The organism is Pseudomonas sp. IT-P176 (assembly GCF_949767245.1).
Classification (GTDB): Bacteria; Pseudomonadota; Gammaproteobacteria; order Pseudomonadales; family Pseudomonadaceae; genus Aquipseudomonas.
The window spans coordinates 77,907-99,076 of sequence record NZ_CATKPN010000032.1 but is presented as its reverse complement, the minus strand read 5'-3'; the positions used below and the strand labels follow the sequence as shown (position 1 = coordinate 99,076).

At 62.8% G+C, this 21,170-nt stretch carries 19 protein-coding genes; 15 read left to right on the top strand and 4 right to left on the bottom strand.

Annotated features, from left to right (window positions below; genetic code table 11):
• Positions 1-105: 105 nt before the first annotated feature.
• Complete coding sequence (locus tag ACM6IP_RS05215) at positions 106-1,176, bottom strand: RHS repeat-associated core domain-containing protein (RefSeq protein WP_414861084.1); 1,071 nt, start codon at positions 1,174-1,176, stop codon at positions 106-108.
• A 134-nt stretch (positions 1,177-1,310) separates the two neighbouring features.
• A complete protein-coding gene (locus tag ACM6IP_RS05210; RefSeq protein WP_414861083.1) occupies positions 1,311-2,288 on the bottom strand; it encodes an RHS repeat-associated core domain-containing protein in 978 nt (325 codons plus the stop codon).
• A 275-nt stretch (positions 2,289-2,563) separates the two neighbouring features.
• On the opposite strand from ACM6IP_RS05210, the gene ACM6IP_RS05205 reads away from it, so the two are divergent.
• The 5 genes from ACM6IP_RS05205 to ACM6IP_RS05185 all read left to right on the top strand — a co-directional run bounded on the left by ACM6IP_RS05205 (position 2,564) and on the right by ACM6IP_RS05185 (position 8,427).
• Positions 2,564-3,211, top strand: coding sequence for a TonB family protein (locus tag ACM6IP_RS05205; RefSeq protein ID WP_414861082.1), 648 nt, complete (start codon positions 2,564-2,566; stop codon positions 3,209-3,211).
• Between the two features lie 55 nt (positions 3,212-3,266).
• Positions 3,267-4,190, top strand: a complete 924-nt coding sequence (locus tag ACM6IP_RS05200; protein ID WP_401126574.1) for a LysR family transcriptional regulator — start codon at positions 3,267-3,269, stop codon at positions 4,188-4,190.
• 129 nt (positions 4,191-4,319) lie between these two features.
• A complete protein-coding gene (locus ACM6IP_RS05195; protein ID WP_159993042.1) occupies positions 4,320-5,858 on the top strand; it encodes an MFS transporter in 1,539 nt (512 codons plus the stop codon).
• A 26-nt stretch (positions 5,859-5,884) separates the two neighbouring features.
• A complete protein-coding gene (locus tag ACM6IP_RS05190) occupies positions 5,885-6,955 on the top strand; it encodes an HlyD family secretion protein (protein WP_414861081.1) in 1,071 nt (356 codons plus the stop codon).
• Complete coding sequence (locus ACM6IP_RS05185; protein ID WP_401126572.1) at positions 6,952-8,427, top strand: efflux transporter outer membrane subunit; 1,476 nt, start codon at positions 6,952-6,954, stop codon at positions 8,425-8,427. Before ACM6IP_RS05190 ends, ACM6IP_RS05185 begins: the two co-directional genes overlap by 4 nt.
• A 17-nt stretch (positions 8,428-8,444) precedes the next feature.
• On the opposite strand, the gene ACM6IP_RS05180 is transcribed toward ACM6IP_RS05185, so the two are convergent.
• Both ACM6IP_RS05180 and ACM6IP_RS05175 read right to left on the bottom strand, forming a co-directional pair.
• Positions 8,445-9,203 (bottom strand): slipin family protein, encoded by a 759-nt coding sequence (locus ACM6IP_RS05180; RefSeq protein ID WP_159993048.1) that lies wholly within the window; start codon positions 9,201-9,203, stop codon positions 8,445-8,447.
• A gap of 2 nt (positions 9,204-9,205) precedes the next feature.
• Complete coding sequence (locus ACM6IP_RS05175) at positions 9,206-9,778, bottom strand: NfeD family protein (protein ID WP_095170839.1); 573 nt, start codon at positions 9,776-9,778, stop codon at positions 9,206-9,208.
• A 180-nt stretch (positions 9,779-9,958) separates the two neighbouring features.
• On the opposite strand from ACM6IP_RS05175, the gene ACM6IP_RS05170 reads away from it, so the two are divergent.
• From ACM6IP_RS05170 to pgaA, 10 genes are all read left to right on the top strand, one after another.
• On the top strand, positions 9,959-10,420 hold the full coding sequence (locus tag ACM6IP_RS05170; RefSeq protein ID WP_095170840.1) for an aminoacyl-tRNA deacylase: 462 nt from the start codon (positions 9,959-9,961) through the stop codon (positions 10,418-10,420).
• 23 nt (positions 10,421-10,443) lie between these two features.
• Positions 10,444-10,689 carry a DUF2789 domain-containing protein gene (locus tag ACM6IP_RS05165; RefSeq protein ID WP_095170842.1) on the top strand — a complete coding sequence of 82 codons (246 nt, stop codon included), beginning with the start codon at positions 10,444-10,446 and terminating at the stop codon, positions 10,687-10,689.
• Between the two features lie 302 nt (positions 10,690-10,991).
• Positions 10,992-11,420, top strand: coding sequence for a MarR family winged helix-turn-helix transcriptional regulator (locus ACM6IP_RS05160; RefSeq protein ID WP_095170843.1), 429 nt, complete (start codon positions 10,992-10,994; stop codon positions 11,418-11,420).
• Positions 11,417-13,498, top strand: a complete 2,082-nt coding sequence (locus ACM6IP_RS05155) for an FUSC family protein (RefSeq protein ID WP_159993052.1) — start codon at positions 11,417-11,419, stop codon at positions 13,496-13,498. Before ACM6IP_RS05160 ends, ACM6IP_RS05155 begins: the two co-directional genes overlap by 4 nt.
• A complete protein-coding gene (locus tag ACM6IP_RS05150) occupies positions 13,495-13,704 on the top strand; it encodes a DUF1656 domain-containing protein (RefSeq protein WP_095170847.1) in 210 nt (69 codons plus the stop codon). The genes ACM6IP_RS05155 and ACM6IP_RS05150 overlap by 4 nt, the downstream gene beginning before the upstream one ends.
• The gene (locus ACM6IP_RS05145; protein ID WP_095170849.1) at positions 13,701-14,591 is read left to right on the top strand and encodes an HlyD family secretion protein; all 891 of its coding nucleotides are present in this window, start codon (positions 13,701-13,703) and stop codon (positions 14,589-14,591) included. The genes ACM6IP_RS05150 and ACM6IP_RS05145 overlap by 4 nt, the downstream gene beginning before the upstream one ends.
• On the top strand, positions 14,588-16,036 hold the full coding sequence (locus ACM6IP_RS05140; RefSeq protein WP_095170851.1) for an efflux transporter outer membrane subunit: 1,449 nt from the start codon (positions 14,588-14,590) through the stop codon (positions 16,034-16,036). Before ACM6IP_RS05145 ends, ACM6IP_RS05140 begins: the two co-directional genes overlap by 4 nt.
• Positions 16,037-16,119: 83 nt before the next feature.
• Positions 16,120-16,755, top strand: a complete 636-nt coding sequence (locus ACM6IP_RS05135; RefSeq protein WP_414861080.1) for an NADH:ubiquinone oxidoreductase subunit N — start codon at positions 16,120-16,122, stop codon at positions 16,753-16,755.
• A gap of 198 nt (positions 16,756-16,953) precedes the next feature.
• Entirely contained in the window at positions 16,954-18,465 is a 1,512-nt protein-coding gene (locus tag ACM6IP_RS05130; RefSeq protein ID WP_414861079.1) for a YdgA family protein, read from the top strand.
• A 235-nt stretch (positions 18,466-18,700) separates the two neighbouring features.
• Positions 18,701-21,169 (top strand): poly-beta-1,6 N-acetyl-D-glucosamine export porin PgaA, encoded by a 2,469-nt coding sequence (gene pgaA, locus ACM6IP_RS05125; RefSeq protein WP_414861078.1) that lies wholly within the window; start codon positions 18,701-18,703, stop codon positions 21,167-21,169.
• Position 21,170: the final 1 nt, after the last annotated feature.

The following is a 21,170-nucleotide window of genomic DNA, read 5'->3' as shown; positions in this document are numbered from 1 at the left end:
CCTATGAGGGCGGCGAAACTCAGTTCGCCGCCCGAGCTGGAGTGCGCCCGAGCGTCACGGTGGTTTATGGTGCATTTCGTACGAGATTGAGCGGCTCTTGGTTTCTTAACGTCTTGGAGGCGCTCTTGGAGGCAACGGCGGAGGCGCTCTTGGAGGCAACGGTGGAGGTGACTCTGAACCCCTACGAACTCCAGCTACCGCAGCGGTGGGCCTATCATTCGACTTATGTGTCGAACCACCAGGTCTGGCAACTAATGGAGGCCCAGTCATAGACCTAGACGTGTCGCCTCTCTGTGCAGTGCCCTGGCGTGGAGGCCGGCTTGACACTCCTACAGGGTAAATCGAATAGCTTGAAGGTTGCTGTGATGCTGCAAAAGTATCAGGGCTAAAGAGTTTCATCCCGCTCGTCTGTCCATGGCTCGCTGCCTGCCCCGAATGACTCGAGCTCCCACCGGTAGTGCTACCGGTCTGGTGATGCATGACGAATGAACCCGATGGACGTGAGTCCGAGGATCTTTGGCTCACTATCCAAGGTACTGATGGTCCGTAATCTATCGGAGCAGGTGAAGAACCCTCGGAGCCATTTAGGTCACCCCCCGGAGACGAACCTATTCGTGTTCGCCTGGGGGCGGTAGCCGCGATTACAGAACCCGCTGTGACAAGTGCTGCTCCTTCTCCCGTGTTCTCAGGTCTCATTCCACCCAAACTTTCGACAATGGCCGCCTGATGCCTTGTTCGTCTGCTTGGTCCAGTGACGTCTGCGCCACCCAAAAAAAAGTCAAATGCGTGCCCGAGGAACTTTAAAATAGACATATGCCCAGTCGGATCCGAGCGATTCACTGGATCTCCCACACAATACATATATGGATTCAACGCACCCCCACCAAACGGGCTCCAGCTGTCCGGACTATGAAAGCGCATCAACCGCGGGTTATAGGCGCGGTAGCCATTGCCCAGCAAATACCAACCGATCCGCGCCTCACGCAGTTGACCGTTGAAGCCCAACCCTGTCGCGACCTCCTGCTGCGCGGACTGCTCACCGTAGGCGCTGTAGGCGATGGCGTTAGTCTTGCCATCTGCGACTTCAGCGATGATCGAATGGCTACTGTCGGTTGCCAGCAATACCGTACGTTGCCAGGAAGGGTTCTGCTGATGATCAGGGCTGGATGAGCTCATGAGTAGACCTTTGCGGTGGATAAGGCCAAGCGGAGTGCGCATTTCCAGTGTTACGCACCGACCTCATATTGGGAACTAGCAGAACTGCTAGGTGTGCGGGCGTTGAGAAAGTGGTGACATAGAAAGGCCAATTTTTACTCACGAATAGCGTCGAGGCGCCGCTGAAGACTAGAGACCCCAGAGAAAGTGCTTCCGTTACTGCCGCTACTCCCGAAACCAGACTCCCCGCTGGAAATAGAACCGAAACTGCTGATGGTGCTGTAAGAACTAATGCTGGCAGAACTTGAACTTGAACTTGAACTTGAACTTGAACTTGAACTGTTGCTATTGGCAGAGCCAATGCTGGAGCTGGACGGTCTGCGAGAGCTGTTAACCGTTGAGTTTGGTTGCGGGATCGGCGCAGCGGAGGTCGCCGAAACGGGGCTCTTCGTGGTTGTGATGTGGGGAGTATTCTGCTGGTTCCGACGGGCTGTTTTTTCTTTGCGGTTCCCTGCTCGCCCAGGACCTTTGGGCGGGTAAACGCGACGGTTTTTTGCAATGCTTTCAGTGAGAGAGCCAAAAGCATCCCACAATCCCCCTTTCTCCGGTGGACTCTGCGCTAGATTTTTGTTCATTCCGCGCATAGCCGAAGCGGCCTGCTCAATGGTCACAGGATTGTTGATTATTGGATCGGGGACATAGTTCGGCGAATGGAACGCGGCCCGAACTTTGGCGTATAGGTCAACGAAAAACCGCTTGATATCCCCTATATGCCCCGTCGGATCCGAATTCATCACCGGCTCACCCGCGCAGTACATATACGGATTCAACCCGCCCCCACCAAACGGACTCCAGCTGTCCGGACTATGAAAGCGCATCAACCGCGGGTTATAGGCGCGGTAGCCGTTGCCCAACAGATACCAACCGATCCGCGGCTCGCGCAGTTGACCGTTGAAGCCCAACCCTGTCACGACCTCCTGCTGCGCGGACTGCTTACCGTAGGCGCTGTAGGCGATGGCGTTAGTCTTGCCATCTGCGACTTCAGCGATGATCGAATGGCTACTGTCGGTTGCCAGCAATACCGTACGTTGCCAGGAAGGGTTCTGCTGATGATCAGGGCTGGATGAGCTCATGAGTAGACCTTTGCGGTGGATAAGGCCAAGCGGAGTGCGCATTTCCAGTGTTACGCACCGACCCCATATTGGGAACTAGCAGAACTGCTAGGCGGCAATCTGCCATCCAACGGCCAAGTCAGCGGCCGAACAATGGCTGGAGCGGGTGACAGTCAAGCGTTGGGGCATGCATCGCCAGGGGGCATTTCGAGGGTGAAGATGAGAACGGTTGTCCTTTGTCGGGGAGGTGCGCGACAATCGTCGCCCCTGTTTCGGCGCCTCTAAAAGGACTTTCCATGCGTCTACTTCTGCTCGGTGCAGCCCTGCTGTGCTCGTTCAACGCGCTGGCGGCATTCCCTCCGTCTACAGACACGGCCTATATGCCCAAACCCTGGTATCCGGCGGAGCTGGTCGATGTGGTGGGGGATGCGCGGATCAGCCTGAACATTCATAACGATGGTTCCGTCACCGACGTTAAAGTCCTCAGTGCCACCCATGAAGCGTTTGCTGTGGCGGCGAAAGCGGCGGCCGAGCATTGGCGGTTCGAGCCCTGGGAGGTCACGGCGGACGCGCCAGCGGTGATCGACGCACAGAACACCATGATCTTCTCGCCCGCGTCTGCGCCGAATCAGTTCCTCAATGCGCAGGAAGTCGTGCACAACATGCTGTTCCAGCCGTGCAGCGCGCTGAACGAGGAGTTGGCGCTGTTTCGCAAGAGCTACCCCAAGCAGCCCTTGAGCAGCGCGCCGACGTTCGCCAAGACCAGCGCGGCGCTGCTGCTCCCGGTCTTCGCCAGCCAGCCCGATTCGCAAGGCATGACGCTCAATCACCAGTTGATCGATGCCTTGCCGGACATCGTTCGTCGCTGTGAGGCGCAGCCGGCAAGGATGTACAGCAGTGTGCTGCCCAAAGAGCTGCAAAAGGTCTTTGGCATCCCCGGGTAGCAAAGGCTGCTAGCATTGCGTCTGAGTCAATTCTGATCAGCCATGAGTGCTTAGCATGCAGCTACCGGACATGAACCTGTTGGTCGCCCTCGATGCCTTGCTCGACGAAGGCAGCGTGGTGGGAGCCGCGCGACGGATGAACCTGAGCCCGGCGGCCATGAGCCGGACCCTGACCCGGGTTCGCGAAGCGCTCGGCGACCCGATCCTGGTGCGTGCGGGGCGTGGCCTGGTGCCGACACCCAAGGCCCTGGAGTTGCGGGCCCAGGTGCGGGACCTGGTCGAGCAGGCGGCACTGCTGTTCCGCTCGGCCGATGAGGTGGACCTCAGCACCCTGCGTCGGCGGTTCAGCGTGCGCGCCAACGACTTTTTCGTCGGGGTCTACGGTGGGCGTTTGATCGATACGCTGAATCGCCAGGCACCCCACTGCGAGTTGCGCTTTGTGCCTGAAGGCGATGGCGACGATGAGGCGCTGCGCGAGGGGCGGATCGACCTGATGATCAGCAACACCCGCCCGCGCACCCCGGAAGTGAAAGCGCAGAACCTGTTCACCACGCACTTTGTCGGGCTGGTGCGCGAAGGTCATCCACTGCTGGAGGGTGAGATCAGCGCCGAGCGCTACGCCAGTTTTTCCCACATCAGCATGTCTCGGCGCGGTATTGCCCGCGGGCCGATCGATACCGCGCTCAATGCCCTGGGGCTGGAGCGGCGGGTGGCCTTGATCGCACCGAGCTTCCACGCGGCGATGTTCGTGCTGCCCGATTCCGACCTGATCCTGCCGGTACCCAAGGAAGCGTTGCTCAGTGTCGCCCGCCTGGGCTTGCGCCTGCGCTCGTTTACCCTGCCGATCGCGCTGCCGACGCTGATGCTGACCCAGGCCTGGCACCCGCGCTACGACAAGGACCCGGCCCATCGCTGGTTGCGCGAAATGGTCAAGACCAGTTGCGCAGAGACCTGGCAGGCAGCCCAGCCGCCCGGGTAGGAGTGTGTGATAGGGGTCATGGCATTGCTGCGTCCGACGCACTTATAAGCTGTCAATAAGTCAGTTTTCGTCAGCTGTCGGTCTTTCTAAACTGCTCCGGTATTTCTGATATCTGGAGCTGTTCCTGCCATGACTTCCCTCGCTGTCCCTGCCCCGATCGAGGCGGCCAGCACCCCCAAGGTGGTGGCGCCGCCGACGTTCGGGCCGCGCATCATCATCGGCCTGGTTGGCGTGTTGCTGGCCGTGCTGGTCTCGGGCCTGAATGAAATGGTGACCAAGGTCGCCCTGGCCGATATCCGCGGAGCCATGGCGATCGGTTACGACGAGGGCACCTGGCTCGTCGCCTGCTACGCCGCGACCTCCGTGGCCGCGATGGCGTTCGCCCCCTGGTGCTCGGTGACCTTTTCCCTGCGTCGTTTCACCTTGTGTGCAATTGGCCTGTTCACCCTGTTGGGGTTACTGATCCCGTTCGCGCCCACCTATGAAAGCCTGCTGCTGCTACGCACCGTGCAAGGCCTGGCCGGTGGCGCGTTGCCGCCGATGTTGATGACCGTCGCCCTGCGGTTCCTGCCGGCCAACATCAAACTCTACGGCCTGGCCGGTTATGCCCTGACGGCCACCTTCGGCCCTGGCCTGGGCACGCCGTTGGCGGGCCTGTGGACTGAGTATGTGAGCTGGCACTGGACCTTCTGGCAGATCATCGTGCCGAGCCTGCTGGCGATGGCGGCGGTGGCCTACGGTTTGCCGCAGGACCCGCTGCGCCTGGAGCGCTTCAGGCAGTTCAACTGGCGTGGCCTGCTGCTGGGGTTTCCGGCCATCTGCATGCTGGTGATCGGCATCCTGCAAGGCAATCGCCTGGACTGGTTCGAGTCGAGCTTGATCTGCTGGCTGTTGGGTGCGGGCGTGGTGTTGCTGGTGCTGTTCCTGTTCAACGAATGGTCGCAGCCGGTGCCATTTTTCAAGTTGCAGATGCTCGGCATCCGCAACCTGAGCTTTTCCTTGCTGACCCTGGCCGGGGTGTTGGTGGTGCTGCTGGCGGTGATCATCATCCCCTCCAGCTACCTGGCGCAGGTCCAGGGTTACCGGCCGATCCAGACCGCCCCGGTGATGCTGTTGATGGCCGCCCCGCAACTGATCGCGCTGCCCTTGGTCGCGGCGCTGTGCAACCAGCGCTGGGTCGACTGTCGCTGGGTACTGGGCATCGGCCTGGGCATGCTGGCGCTGTCCTGCATCGGTGGTTCGCAGCTGACCTCGGTGTGGATCCGCGACGATTTCTACCTGCTGCAATTGCTGCAGATCTTCGGCCAGCCGATGTCGGTGCTGCCGTTGCTGATGCTCGCGACCGGCAGTATCAGCCCGATGGAAGGCCCCTTCGCCTCGGCCTGGTTCAACACCGTCAAAGGCCTCTCGGCGGTGCTCGCCACCGGCTTGCTGGAAACCCTGACCACGGTGCGCCTGCATTTTCACTCGACGATGCTGGTGGACCGCCTTGGCAACTCACCCCTGGTCGGTGGCGATAGCGCCAGCCTGGCGCGGCGCCTGCACCAGCAAGCCGTGGTGCTGACTTCTGCGGACTTGTACCTGTGCATGGCCGGGATCGCGCTGGCGCTGATCCTGCTGATTTTCTGGCTGCCGACGCGGATGTATCCGCCGCGCGCACCCACTTGAATGTTGACCGAAACAGAAGGTTTTTTATGACGATCTCTAGCAAGCAAAAACTCACCGGCGCCACCGCCGCGGTGTTGGCGGTGGGCGTATTGGTCTACCTGCTGGCCCCCGGGTTATTCGGCAAGAAGCCGCAGCAGAGCACCAATGACGCGTTTGTCAGTGCCGACTTCACCCTGGTGGCGCCACGCGTGGCCGGATTCATCAAGGAGGTGCTGGTCGAAGACAACCAGCGGGTCCAGGCCGGGCAATTGCTCGCGCTGATCGATGACCGCGACTTTCGCGCCGCCGCCCAAGCCGCCGATGCCGATACGCTGGTGGCCAGGGCGCAACTGCAAAACGCCCGGGCGACCCTTGAGCGCCAGGCGTCGGTGATCGCCCAGGCCCAGGCCACGGTGGTGGCCGCCAAGGCGGAGCAGGCCTTCGCCGAGCATGAACTGAATCGCTACAACCACCTGGCGGGTGTCGGCGCCGGCACCGTGCAGAACGCCCAGCAGGCGCGCACCCGGATCGACCAGGCGGGCGCTCGGTTGGCCAATGCCACGGCGGTGCTGGCGGCGGAACGCAAGCAAGTGGAGATCCTCACGGCCCAGCGCGACGCCGCCGAAGGCGGGCTCAAGCGGGCGCAGGCTGACCTGGAAATGGCCAGCTTCCAGCTGTCCTATACGCGCATCGTCGCCCCCGTGGACGGCATGGTCGGCGAGCGCGCAGTGCGGGTTGGCGCTTACGTCACCCCGGGCAGCAAGATCCTCGCCGTGGTGCCGCTGGCGCAGGCCTATGTGCTGGGCAACTTCCAGGAAACCCAATTGACGGATGTAGAGCCGGGGCAGGACGTCGTGGTGCACGTCGATAGCCTGGGCGGCGAAGCCCTGACCGGGCGGGTCGAGAGCATTGCGCCGGCGACCGGGGTGACCTTTGCCGCCGTCAAGCCGGACAACGCCACCGGTAACTTCACCAAGGTGGTGCAGCGTATACCGGTGAAAATCATCCTCGACCCGGGCCAGCCTTTGGCCCAGCGGTTGCGTGTCGGCATGTCGGTGGAAGCCAGCATTGACACCACAAGCTCGCAGAGCAGCGTGCGCGAGGTGACGCAGCGATGAGCCATGGCATTCCCCACAAACTCCTGTTGCTCGCCCTGGGCCTGCTGTCATTGAGCGCCTGCACCCTGGGTCCGGACTTTGTCCGGCCGCAGGCACCCCAGGTCGAGCAGTGGTCGAAAGCGCAAAAGGCAGCGGCCAGCGAGGCGGTGAGCACGCAAATGGATGAGCGCTGGTGGGAGGTGTTTGCTGACCCGCAACTGTCCGCCCTCAGCCGTCGCGCGTTGACCGACAACCTTGACCTGCAACTGGCCAGCAGTCGCCTGCAACAAAGCCTGGCGGTGCGCCAGGTGGTCACGGCCGAGCAGTACCCCAGCACCGCTGCCACGGGCGGTTACGCCCGTAAACGCAACAGCGGCGAAGGGCTGAACGACCCGTCCGGGCACAATGGCAACTCAGCGTTCAGTTTGTGGGAGGCGGGTTTCTCCGCCTCCTGGGAGCTGGACTTCTGGGGCCGCGTGCGGCGCCAGACCGAAGCCGCCGACGCCACCCTGGAAGTGGCGCAAAACGATCGCCGTGGCGTGCTGCTCTCGGTGTTGGCGCAAATTGCCCAGGACTACATCCAGTTGCGTGGCGTGCAGAGCACCCGTGCGGTCACCGAGCAAAACCTCGAGGTCGCCCGGCATAGCTTGAAGTTGTCGCAACTGCGCCTGGCCGACGGCGTGGCCACTGACCTGGACGTCGCTGAAGCGGCTGCCCAGGTGGCCGCCATCGAAGCACGCCTGCCGGCATTGCAGCAGCGCCAGGCGCAACTGATCAACGCCTTGAGCCTGTTGCTGGGCGAGCGGCCGCAAGCCCTGCAGGCCGAGTTGGCGCAAGACGGCCCGGTGCCGCAGACCCCGCGTCAGGTGGCGATCGGCTTGCCCTCGCAACTCGCCGAGCGTCGCCCCGATATCCGCCAGGCCGAGGCCCGCCTGCACGCTGCCACGGCCAGCATCGGCGTGGCCAAGGGCGATTTTTACCCTCGTATCACCCTGTCCGGCAACTTCGGTTCTCAGGCCATGCAATTGAGCGATTTCGGTTCCTGGGGCTCACGCCAGTTTGGCATCGGGCCGCAATTCAGCGTGCCGCTGTTCGATGGCGGTCGCCTGCGCGGCATGCTTGAGTTGCGCGAGGCACAACAACAGGAAGCGGCGCTGGCCTACCAGCAAACCGTGTTGCGCGCCTGGCATGAAATCGACGACCAGTTGACCCGCTACAACGCCAGCCAACTGCGCCGCGACAGCCTCGCCGAAGCGGTACGGCAAAACCAGATCGCCCTGCGCACCGCCCAACAGCAGTACGTCGAAGGGGTGGTGGACTTCGTCAACGTCTTGACCGTGCAGGGCGAGCTGCTGGCGACCCAGGAACAACTGGTGGACAGCGCGACCAGCGTGTCACTGGCCATGGTCGGGCTGTACAAGGCGCTGGGCGGCGGCTGGCAGTCGGTGTATCCGCTGGCGCAGGTCGAGGCTGCCGGCCAGGGGCATGGCTGAGCCAAAGCCGGTTGCCCTCAGCCCCTGGAGGACAAGTCCGCCATGCCCTTGAGCAACTCGATCGGTAGCGGGAAGACAATGGTCGAACTCTTGTCCCCGGCAATCGAACTCAGGGTCTGCATGTAGCGCAATTGCATGGCGCCCGGCTGCCGGCCGAGCATTTCGGCGGCCTGCATGAGTTTTTCCGAGGCTTGCAGTTCACCTTCGGCGTGGATCACCTTGGCCCGGCGTTCCCGCTCGGCTTCGGCCTGCTTGGCGATGGCGCGGATCATCGATTCGTTGAGGTCGACGTGCTTGATCTCGACATTGGCCACTTTGATGCCCCAGGCATCGGTTTGCGCGTCCAGCACCTGCTGGATGTCGACGTTCAGGCGCTCGCGTTCGGCCAGTAGTTCGTCCAGCTCATGCTTGCCCAGCACTGCGCGCAGGGTGGTCTGGGCCAGTTGGCTGGTGGCCATGAGGAAGTCTTCGACTTGAATGATGGCTTTCTGTGGGTCGAGTACACGAAAGTACAGGACCGCGTTGACCTTCACCGAGACGTTGTCACGGGTGATCACATCTTGCGCTGGCACATCGAGCACCACGGTGCGCAGGTCCACGCGGACCATTTGCTGGACCACCGGAATCAGCAGGATCAGCCCCGGCCCCTTGACTTGCCAGAAGCGTCCGAGCTGGAACACGACCCCGCGTTCGTACTCACGCAGGATACGAAAAGTCGACCCCGCCAATGCAATCAGCAGCACCAGCAGCGCGGCAAAACCCAGTTGCAGGCCCATGGTCATTCTCCCTGCGGCGCCGCGTCAGTCGCGGCCACTTCCAGCATCAGCCCCTTGCGCGCCACCACCTGGACCCATTGCCCCGGTTGCAGCGGCGTCGTACTGCGCACCTGCCAGCGCTCGCCCTGCAGATGGACCCAGCCGTGGTAGACGCTGCCGGGCTGCAGGGCCAGCACCTGGGTGATGCTGCCAAATAGTTCGGTATCGCCGCTGACCGTGTGCCGCGGACGGGTTTTCAGGGCGTGGATCAGCAAGGCCAGCAACAGCAGGGCGCTGATCAGTGCCAGGCCGATGATCAGTGGCGTCGGCACGTCGTTGTTGGCCAACATCACCGCGCCGACCACGAACATCAGGATGCCGCCCAGGCCGATCACGCCGTAATTGGGCAGCAGCGCTTCGGCCACCAGAAAGGCGATCCCGAACATCATCAGCCAGACGGCGAACGGGTTGGTCACCAGCAGCATGACCGTGTCCGCCGCGAACACTGAAGCGCTCACACCCGACAACACCACAACCGCACACCAGCCACCGATGTTCACTTGACCCTCCGGGAGAGTCGTCCGTCTGCGAGCCATACGCAGGCCCTGTCTACAGTCTAGTTGAGCCTGGGGTTGAACGAAATTTGATCAGTGCAGGTCGACTGCTCCAGTGGGCAGATTTTCCTTCGCCGCTGAACAGCCGGCCTAGACTTTGAAGTGACAACAGAAGGTTTAACCATGGTCCGCCAGCCTGGGCTGCGGACACCGAGGTGCATCATGCGTATGGCAAGAACCGTACAGCGCAGCCTGGAAGAGGCGCACTGTGAATTTGACGTGGTGGCTCACCCACATTCGGCCAGCAGCCTGGAAACCGCCCGCGTCTCGGGTATTCCGGCCGAGCGCGTGGCCAAGTCAGTGATCCTCGACGACCATCACGGGCACTATTTGATGGCGGTATTGCCGGCCAGCCGGCACCTGGACCTGAGCAAAGTGCGCGGCAGTGGCGAATGGCAGGTCACCCGCGAAAGCACCCTGGCCCACCTGTTCAATGACTGTGAACGCGGCGCTGTGCCGGCCCTGGGCGAATCCTATGGCCTGGACATGGTCATCGACCCCTTGTTGACTCGTCAGAAAGAGATCTACGTTGAAGCCGGCAACCACAACAACCTGCTGCACATGAGCATGGTGCAGTACCTGAAAATGGTGCCCCATGCACAAATCTGCGAACTGAGCCATTAACCCCCTTCACCAGGAGAGTCCCCATGGAAGCACCGACCCACAGCCTGCCCAACCTGTTCAAGCAACTTGGCCTGGAGCATGACGCCGAGAGCATCGATAAATTCATCGCCACTCATTCGCCGCTCAAACCGGAACTGCACCTGGCCGACGCGTTTTTCTGGACTAAAAGCCAGGCGCAGTTCCTGCGCGAAGAAATCCGCGAGGACGCCGACTGGGCAGAAGTGGTCGACCAGTTGAACGTGCTGTTGCGCAAAGGCCGCGGGGTATAACCCCCGTAGCAGCTGCCGAGCTCCGCGAGGCTGCGTTCGACTGCGAAGCAGTCCCAGAAGTCGACTAGAGTTTATCTACTCATGAACCGAGCGAGGACGTTGTCCTCGGGCGCAGCCTCGCGGAGCTCGGCAGCTGCTACAGGCGAATGCGAGGGTGAAGGTGAACGCGGACGAGTGAATTGGCTGCCGATCAGCAAATTGTTTCAAAACTTGACTGGATTTCCCTTCCAGTGCGATATTGATAGTTAGCAAACTAACAGTGTGCGAATTCTCCTGTGCCCCAGACCCTCGACGCCCTTCAAATGAACATCAGCAGTGCCATGGTGGTGGCCGCGCGGCATTGGCGCAAAATCTGCCAGACCACGCTGGTCAACTTTGGTATCTCCGAAGCCTGTGCTGTCCCGTTATTGATGATCGGGCGCCTGGGTGAGGGTGTGCGCCAGGTGACCGTGGCCCAGGCCGCGGGGATGGAGAGTCCTTCGCTGGTGCGCCTGCTCGACCAGTTATGCCATGCCGGGTATGTCTGCCGCACCGAAGATACCCACGACCGGCGCGCCAAATGCCTGAGCCTGACCGACTCCGGTCGCGAGCTGGTGCAAGCGGTGGAGGTGGAGTTGGTGCGCCTGCGCCGCGAGGTGCTTGAAGGGATCGATGCGGCGGACCTGGAAGCGGCGCTGCGGGTGATTCGCGCGTTCGAGACCGCCGAGCAGGCAGCGGTGAGCCCATCTTGAGCGGATTTTTTTCTGGGATGCCGCCGGCTCGCGACTGGTTCTACGGGGTACGGACTTTCTCGGCGTCGATGATTGCGCTGTACATCGCCATGCTCATGCAGATGCCACGGCCGTACTGGGCGATGGCCACGGTCTACATCGTTTCCAGCCCGTTCGTCGGGCCTACCAGTTCCAAGGCCCTGTACCGCGCCATCGGCACCTTTACCGGTGCGGCGGCGGCCTTGCTGTTCGTGCCGATGTTCGTGCAGAGCCCCTATGTGCTGGTGGTGGTGATTGCGTTGTGGACCGGCACCCTGTTGTTCCTCTCCATGCACCTGCGCACCGCTAACAGCTACGCGCTGATGCTTGCCGGTTACACCTTGCCGCTGATCGCCCTGCCGGTGGTGGATAACCCGTTGGCGGTGTGGGATGTGGCAGAGGCGCGCACTGAGGAGATCTTTCTCGGGATTGTCTGCGCGGCGGTGGTGGGCAGTCTGTTCTGGCCCCGGCGCCTGGCCCCGGTGTTCGATGACGCGGTGAGCAAGTGGTTCGGTAGCGCCGTGACCTATAGCCAGCGCTTCCTCAGTCGTGAGGTCGAGCCTGGGGAAATCAGCGCGCTGCAGGCTTCGATGGTTGCCACCTTCAACTCCCTGGAGCTGATGATCGGCCAACTGCCCCACGAAGGTGCCCGGCCGCAAACCGTGCGCAACATCAAGGAACTGCGCGGGCGGATGATCCACCTGCTGCCGGTGATCGATGCCCTGGACGATGCGCTCTACGCCTTGCAGCGACGTACCCCGGAGTTGGTCGACAAGTTTGCGCCGATCCTCAGTTCATCCCTGCAATGGCTCGAGTACAGCGATGCCTCGGTCGCGCGCTGGGAGGCCCTGCGCGCGCAACTCCAGGCCCTGCAACCCAGCGCGCAAGCCCTGGATGATCGCAAGCAACTGCTGTTTTCCAACGCGCTGTACCGCCTGGGCGAGTGGATCGACCTGTGGCAGGACCTGCGCAGCCTGCAATACGCGATTCACACCGATAACCAGGACAACTGGCGGGCGGTGTACCGGCACTGGCGTCTCGGGCGCCTGACGCCCTTTCTCGACCGGGGATTGATGCTGTATTCGGCGACCTCCACCGTGCTGGCGATCATTGTCGCCTCGCTGCTGTGGATTGCGCTGGGCTGGCCCGACGGCGGCAGCGCGGTGATCCTGGCGGCGGTGGCGTGCAGTTTCTTTGCGGCGATGGACGACCCGGCGCCACAGATCTACCGGTTCTTCTTCTGGACCGCATTGTCAGTGGTATTCGCCAGCCTCTACCTGTTCCTGATCCTGCCCAACCTGCATGACTTCCCGATGCTGGTGCTGGCGTTCGCCGTGCCCTACATCGTCGTCGGTACCCTGACGGTGCAGCCGGCGTTTTACCTGGGCATGCTGCTGACCATCGTCAACACCTCGTCGTTCATCAGCCTGCAAGGCGTTTACGACGCGGACTTCCTGAGCTTCGTCAACTCCAACCTGGCCGGTCCCATCGGCTTGTTGTTTGCATTTGTCTGGACCCTGGTGGCGCGGCCATTCGGTTCGGAGCTGGCGGCCAAGCGCCTGACCCGCTTCAGTTGGCACGACATTGTCGGCATGACGGAGCCGGCCAACCTGGCCGAAAGCCGCAAACTGGGGGTGCAAATGCTCGACCGCTTGATGCAGCACCTGCCACGCCTGGCCATGACGGGCCAGGACACCGGCATCGCCCTGCGCGAAGTGCGGGTCGGGCTCAACCTGCTGGACATCCTGGCCTACGCGCCACGGGTGCTGGGGGTGCCCAATGTGCTGTTGCGCCAGGTGGTGGCCGAGGTCGGCGAATACTTCAAGGCGTGCCTGAAGGCCGGCGAACGCCTGCCGGCCCCGGCCTCGTTACAGATGACCATGGACCGCGCCCGGCGTGCGCTCAATGGCCAGGGCCTGCAAGGCGACGATGACACCCGCCTGAACCTGTTGCATGCCCTCAGTGGCCTGCGTCTGGCGCTGTTGCCGGGCGTGGAATTCCTCGGCACGGGCGAGCTGGAAGAACCGCTACCCCATGGCATTGATGGAGCGCCTCTATGATCGGTGACCTAGACGTCAGCGGGGTGTTCCTGCCCACCCTGCTGGTGCTGATGGGCATTACCTATGTGTTGTACCTGCTGGTGCACGGGGTGCTGACGCGCTTGCACTTTTATCGCCTGGTCTGGCACCGGGCGTTGTTCAACGTGGGTCTGTACGCCTTGCTGCTCGGCGCCGTGGACTCAATCAGTCGATACCTGATGACATGAAAAAACCTTTTTTGACCCTTGGCCGTGTGGTGTTGACCCTGCTGATCGTGACGCTGGCCGTGTTCGTGGTGTGGCGCATGGTGGCGTACTACATGTTCGCCCCGTGGACCCGTGACGGACACATTCGCGCCGACATCGTGCAGATCGCCCCGGACGTTTCCGGGTTGATCCAGCAAGTGGAGGTGCGCGACAACCAGCCAGTCAAGCGTGGCCAGGTGTTGTTCGCCATTGACCCGGACCGCTTCAAGCTGGCGCTGCGCCAGGCCAAGGCGGCTGTTGCCGACCGTCAGGAAACCCTGGCCCAGGCCCAGCGCGAAGCCAAGCGCAACCGCGGCCTGGGCAACCTGGTGCCGGGTGAGCAACTGGAAGAAAGCCAGTCGCGCGTGGCCCGTGCCGAGGTGGCGCTGATGGAGGCCCAGGTCGCGGTGGACAGCGCCCAGCTCAACCTCGACCGCTCGGTGATCCGCAGCCCTGTCGACGGCTACGTCAACGACCGCGCGCCCCGGGTGCAGGAGTTCGTGACTGCCGGGCGCCCGGTGTTGTCGGTGGTCGACAGCAACTCGTTCCACATCGACGGTTATTTTGAAGAGACCAAGCTAGGTGGCATTCATGTTGGCCAGCGCGTCGACATCCGGGTGATCGGTGACAACGCGCGCCTGCGTGGGCACGTCGAAAGCATCGTCGCCGGGATCGAAGACCGCGACCGCAGCAGCGGCGCCAACCTGCTGCCCAACGTCAACCCGGCATTCAGTTGGGTGCGGCTGGCCCAGCGGATTCCCGTGCGCATTGCCTTTGACGAGGTGCCGCAGGACTTCCGCATGATCGCCGGGCGCACTGCCACTGTGTCGATCATTGCCGACCAGCCCGCCCAGGAGCCAGCCCAATGAAGACCGCTGGCGGATTAGTCACGGTGGGCCTGGGCCTGCTGCTGTCGGCCTGCCAGGTGGTCGGCCCGGATTACCAGGTGCCCAAGGACGCGGCGGTGCAGCGTGCGGACTTGCAGGGCGAGCTGCCAATCGACGCGCACAACGTGGTCTCGGCACCAGTGCCGGCGGATTGGTGGCGCCTGTACCAGGACCCGCGCCTGGATCAATTGGTGCAACAGGCCATGGCCTCCAACACCGATTTGCGGGTGGCGGCGGCCAACCTGTCTCGCGCTCGCACGCAAGTCGAGCAGGCCGAATCGGCCGGTGGCTGGAGTGGTGGGGTCAAGCTTGGCGCCCAACGCTTGCAGGAATCCGGGGAAGCTTTCTTGCTGCCGGAAAAAGTCCCGGTGGCCAACGTCGGCGACGTGGCCTTGACCACGTCCTATCAGTTCGATCTGTTCGGCACCTTGCAGCGCGGTATCGAAGCGGCCAAGGCCAATGCCGATGCCACCCAGGCGGCGGCCGATACCGCACGCATCACCGTGGTCGCCGATGTGGTGCGCGCCTACACCCAGGTGTGCGCGGCCAACGAAGAGCGCGAAATCGCCGAGCATTCTCTCGACCTGCAACGGCAGAGCACCCAGTTGATCCAGCGCCTGCGCGATGCCGGGCGCGGCGACGAAACCCAGGTCACTCGTTCGTTGACCCAATTCAAGTCCCTGCGCGCGGAAATGCCGCGCTATGAAGCGGCGCGCCAGGCCGGGTTGTTCCGCCTGTCGATGTTGCTGGCCAAGCCGGTCGACCAGTTACCCGCCGGCACTGCCAGTTGCCACGAACTGCCCAGGATCGCCCAACTGTTGCCGGTGGGCGACGGTGCCACGCTGCTCAAACGGCGGCCGGACGTGCGCCAGGCCGAGCGCCGGCTGGCGGCGGCGACCGCGGAAATTGGCGTGGCCACCGGTCAGTTGTACCCGGACATCAGCATCGGGGCGACTGTGGGCACCGTCGGCATCCTCGATCACCTGGGCGAGTCCCAGACCAATCGCTGGGGCTTCGGCCCGTTGCTGACCTGGAGCGTGCCGACCAACGGCGCCCGCGCGCGGGTGCATGAGGCCGAGGCGGTGAGCCAGGGCGCACTGGCGCACTTCGACGGGGTGGTGCTCAACGCCATTCGCGAAACCCAGACCGGCCTCACTCAATACGCTGCGCTGTTGCAGCGCCGCGATGCGCTGGCCGACGCCGAGCAGTCGGCGCAAGTTGCGGCAGACCAGACGCACCGCTTCTTCCAGGCCGGTCGGGCATCGTTCCTCGCCGACCTGCAGGCCACCCGCACCTACACCGACGTACGGGCGCAAGTGTCCATGGCCAACACCCAGGTTGCCATGAGCCAGATCGATCTGTTCCTGGCCCTGGGCGGCGGCTGGGAAAGCGGACGAACGCAAGCGGCAAAACCAACGAAACCCTGAGGCCGTTGCTATGCTTTGAGATGTCGGATCCGCGCGGGCGAATCCGCCAATCAAGGCTCGCACAGGTCATGGGGATTCCAATAATGAAAAACCCTTATGCTCCCGGCTTCTGGTGCGCGATCGCCGCACTGGTGCTGCTGTCTGCTACCTATTTTTATGGCGTCATGCTGGCTCACCAGCTCGACAAGGCCCTCCTCTTTCTCGACAGTGCCAGCGCGATGATCGGCGTACTGTCGATCGCGGTGGTCGCCTGGGCCTCCCTGCAAGGCCAGCGGATCAAGAAAAGACAACTCGAACAGGGCAAGACCCTGGTGCAGATCTGGGACACCAAGGTGGCGCTGCGCCGGGTCGAAACGGTGTTCGACCGGTATTTCTGGGGCAGCTACTGGCAGCCGGGTCGCACCTTCCAGGAGGTCATGGGCGAACTGACCGGCACCCCGCTGGAAAAAAGCCTCGAAGCGCTCAAGGTGCAATGCCGGGCCCTCGACCAGCAAGTGACCGGCGAAGGTTGGCATTGGCTGAACAACGCCCGGGAACTCGCTGACGTCGCCACCGCCATGGCCCGCGAACGCTACCAGCTGGATGTCTGCGACCCACGCTTCGATTCACCCGACGGCACGGTGATCAATCGTGACTTCGAGGTGCTGGTGTACACCTGGACCGCGCGCCTGAAAAGCTTTGATCATCAGCTCGACGAGATGGAAACGGAGTATTCCTGAGGCACAAGCCGCTCCTGCAACGGTGCGGGCGTGGCCGCGACTGGTCGTGGTCACTGGACACTCTTTCACCCTTATTCATTGGGTTGCCATAGACCGCTAATGCTAATCTGCTGCGCAATTTGAACGAAGTCGCGCCACGGCCTGTCATGGGTTCAGGGAAGACGACCCTTTCAACAACGGACAATGAACAGGTATTTCATGAATAAATCAGCAGGTGTGCTTCTTGGAATCGTAGTGGCCATTGGTGCAATCAGTGCCGGTGGCGCGTGGTACACCGGCACCAAGCTGGAAGGGGTGTTGCAGACGTCCATCGCCGACGCCAACCAGCAGTTGCAAGCGGCCATGGTCGGCTCCAACGGCACCGCGACCCTGGAATTGGTGTCGCTGGATCGCCAGCTGTTCAGCAGCACCGCCCGTTACCGCCTCAAGGGTCAGGGCGAGATGTTTGGCGAACACGCCGATGGCGTAGAGCTGCTGTTCACCGACCATATCGAACACGGCCCGCTGCCGTTCTCACGTCTGGTATCGCTGAAATGGCTGCCGGTCATGGCCACCAGTCACTACTCCCTGGAAAAAACCCCGCTGACCGCCAAATGGTTCGCCGCCACCAAGGACGTGTCGCCGCTCAAGGGGGTGATCAACCTTGGCTATGACCGCTCCACCAACGGCACCCTTGAGTTGTTGCCTGTCGACACCGTGCTCGACGACCAGTCGACGCTGAAGTTTTCCGGGCTCAACCTTGAGGTCTCGGCCAGCGCCGAGGCGCAGAAGGTCAAGGCCAACGGTTACATGGACAGCCTGACGCTGACCAGCGTCGCCGAGGACCAGTCGCCGGTCAAAGTCGAACTCAACGGCCTGACCCTGGCCAGCAACCTGACTAAAAGCAGCTTCGGCTATTACCTGGGCGATAACACCGTCGAGGTCAGCAGCAGCAAAACCACGTTCGGTGACAAACAGGCGGTGCTGCACCTGAAGAAACTGGAAATGAAGACCGCCACCAGCGAATCGGGGAGCAACGCGGCGGGCCGTGCCGATTACAAGATTGCCGAAATCACCCTCAACGACAAAGCGCTCGGCTCGGCCAAAATGGCCTGGAGCATGAAGAACCTCGACATCCCGTCGACGCTGTCGCTGGTGCAGATCTATCAATCCAAACTGCAGCCGTACGAGGAAGCCGCCGCCGCAGCCGCTGCGGCAGGGCAACCCGTGCCGGAGTTGCAACTGAGCGAAGCCGAGGAGGCCCAGGCCAAGGCTGACCTGGAAAAACTGCTGGCCGCCCAGCCGCAAATCGCCCTGGAGAACCTCTCGTTCACCACCGCCAACGGTGAAAGCAAGGCCAGCCTGGTGCTCGACCTGACCAAGCCGAAGTCGATGGACCAGCCGACCGATCAAATGGTGCGCGAGCTGATTGCCCTGCTGGACTTCAACCTGCAGGTCTCCAAGCCGATGATCACTGACCTTGTGAGTGTGCAGGCCCTGGTCGAAGGCCAGACAGACGCCAAGGCCATTGCCGAAGAAGCCCTGGCCACCAGTGATATGTTCAGCAGCATGGCGGTCGGCACCCAACTGGCGACGCTGGAAGGCAACAACGTCGTGTCCAAGCTGCACTACGCCAACAACCAGGTGGAGTTCAACGGCCAGAAAATGACCGTCGAGGAGTTTGTCGCTTTCGTCATGAGCAAGCTCGGGACCCCGGGCGAAGTCCAGTAAGCCACTGGCACCACCGCCTCACCCAAACGCCCGGCCTGTGCTTACGCACGGTCGGGCGTTTTGTTTTGTAGGACGATTCTGAAGAAATATGCGGATTCGTCTTTTGCCTACCCTCGCCATGGAAGACTGCATCGCAGGATAGCTTGGCCGTGTCATCAGGCACTGGCCGCCTGATGGTGTTGCCATCAGGGGGAAAACCCATCGCTCCAGCTTTCCTCGTACAGGAAACCTGCGAATGTTGCGTACCCTCCATCCCCACCTGCGCCCGATTGTTCGCGTAGCGCTGTGCAGCCAGTTGCTCTGGCCGACCCTGGCGGTTGCCGACACGGCATACGATGACCTGGTGCGCCAGGCCCGTGCGGGCAACTACGGGCCGGTATTGAGCGTGCTGCGCCAGGTTCCCGACAAGCAGTTATCCACAGGCCAGCTCAGCGATCATCTGCAGATCGCCAGTTGGGCGGGCCTCGACAGCGAAGTCGTCAAGGTTTATGAAACCCAGGCCCGCCAGCGGCAACTGCCCCTCCAGGCGCTGACCGCCACCGCGCGTGCCTACCGCAATCTACAGCGCTGGGATGAGGCCGCCGCGCTGTATCGCAGGGCGCTGGAGCGCGACCCCGATAACGCCGACGTGCAGCTGGGGCTGGCGCTGGTTCAGGCCGATGCCGGTCAACCGGGTGACGCGGTCAACCGCGCCAAAGCATTGGTGGCCGCCAAGCCCGGGGATCCGCATCGCCGGTTGGCACTGGCCTATGCCCTGACTCGCGCCGGGGCGACCTACGACGCCTTGTTCGAGTACGACCAGGCGTTCGTTCGTGCCGGGAGCACGCCTGAAGTCGCCCGCGAATATGTGTTCGCCCTGCAGCGTGCGCGTTTACCGGAACCGGCGCTACGCCTGGCGCGTCAGCGCCCGGGGTTGATCGAACCGACACTGTTGCGGCGTATCGAGGGCGATGTGGCGGCCGAGCGGGTGCGCCTGGCGGAGCTGGCCACGCGCAGCGAGAAGGAGCGCTACGTTATTGCCGACCGTGCCCTGGCCGACTACGACCAGCTCATCCGAACCTGGAGCGCCGACGCCCAGGCACACGATGACGTGCGGCGCTGGCGTATCGACCGCTTGGGTGCGCTCAAGGCTCGTGCGCGTACCGCCGAGGTTATCCATGACTACCAACAACTGATTGGCGAAGGTGTGCCCATTGCCACCTATGCGCTGCGCTGGGTGGCCGCCTCCTATCTGGATCAGCGTCAACCGGAAGTGGCCGTCGATATGTACCGCCAGGTCCTGGCGGCACCCGATGCCGATCTGGGTGATCGCCTGGAAGACAGCACGGCGTTGTACTACGCCCTGCTGGAAAACGATCAACCGGAACAGGCGCGCGAGCTTGCCGACAGCCTGGCCCAGAGCCAGAACCCACGGGTCGAGCTCAAGGGCTTGCCGGTGGGCAACCCCAATGATGAGTGGATGGATGCGCAGCAACTGGCGGCCCAGGCCGGCACCTATGGGGCGGATTTGCCCGGGGCCGAGCAGCGCCTGGCGGCCTTGGTCGAACAGGGTCCGGGGAATATCGGCTTGCGCCTGGCCCAGGCAGACCTGTACCGCGCCCGTGACTGGCCGCGTCGTGCGGAGTCCCAGCTCAAGGAAACCGAAAGCATGGCGCCACGCGACGTTGGCCTGGAAGTCGGGCAGGGCTATACCGCACTGGACTTGCAGGAGTGGCGGCAACTGGATGCGTTGACCGACGACGTGGTGGCGCGCTACCCGGACAACCGCCAGGTCCAGCGTCTGCAGCGTCTGCGTGAAGTTCATGACATGGCTGAACTGCGGGTCTCGGCCTATGGCGGCAAGAGTTACGGCGGCGCAGACAGCGGTGCCGGCGCGGTCAACGGCAGCCGCGACCTGGGCATTGAAACAGTGCTCTATAGCCCACCGATCGATGAGGACTGGCGACTGTTCGGTGGTGCCGGCTACGCCACCGGCGACTTCCAGGAAGGCACCGGTCACCATCGCTGGCAGCGCGTGGGTGTGGAGCGGCGGACGCGCGACATGACCCTGGAAGCGGAAATCTCCAATCACTCGTACGGCTATGGCAACAAGACCGGTGCACGCCTGGCGGCGGCTCGTGACATCGACGATCACTGGCAGTACGGCGCTAGCCTCGACTACCTGTCGGCCAATACGCCGCTACGGGCCCTGAACAGTGACATCACGGCCAATGGCGGCAGTGCTTTCCTGCGCTGGCGTGGCAATGAAAGTCGTGAGTGGCAGCTGGCGCTCAGCCCGTCGCGCTTCAGTGATGGCAATCGCCGGTTAGAGGCGTTGTTGACGGGGCGCGAGGGCGTGTACAGCACGCCAGGCCTGCAAGTCGATGCGGGTCTGGAAGTGGGCAGCAGCCACAACTCGAAGAACGCCGATGTGCCGTATTTCAATCCGAAGTCCGACCTCAGCGTGCTGCCGACGCTAAGCGCCAATCACGTGCTCTATCACCGTTACGAAACCGCCTGGAGCCAGCAGTTCCAGGCCGGTGCCGGTACCTACAGCCAGCGTGATTACGGCACGGGGGCCATCGGTCTGCTCAGTTACGGCCAGCGCGTCAGCTGGAACGACGTATTCGAGGCGGGTGCCGCGTTGAGCTGGCTCAACCGGCCCTATGACGGCGATCGCGAGAGCGATCTGCGCCTGATCATCGACCTCACCTACCGCTTCTAGA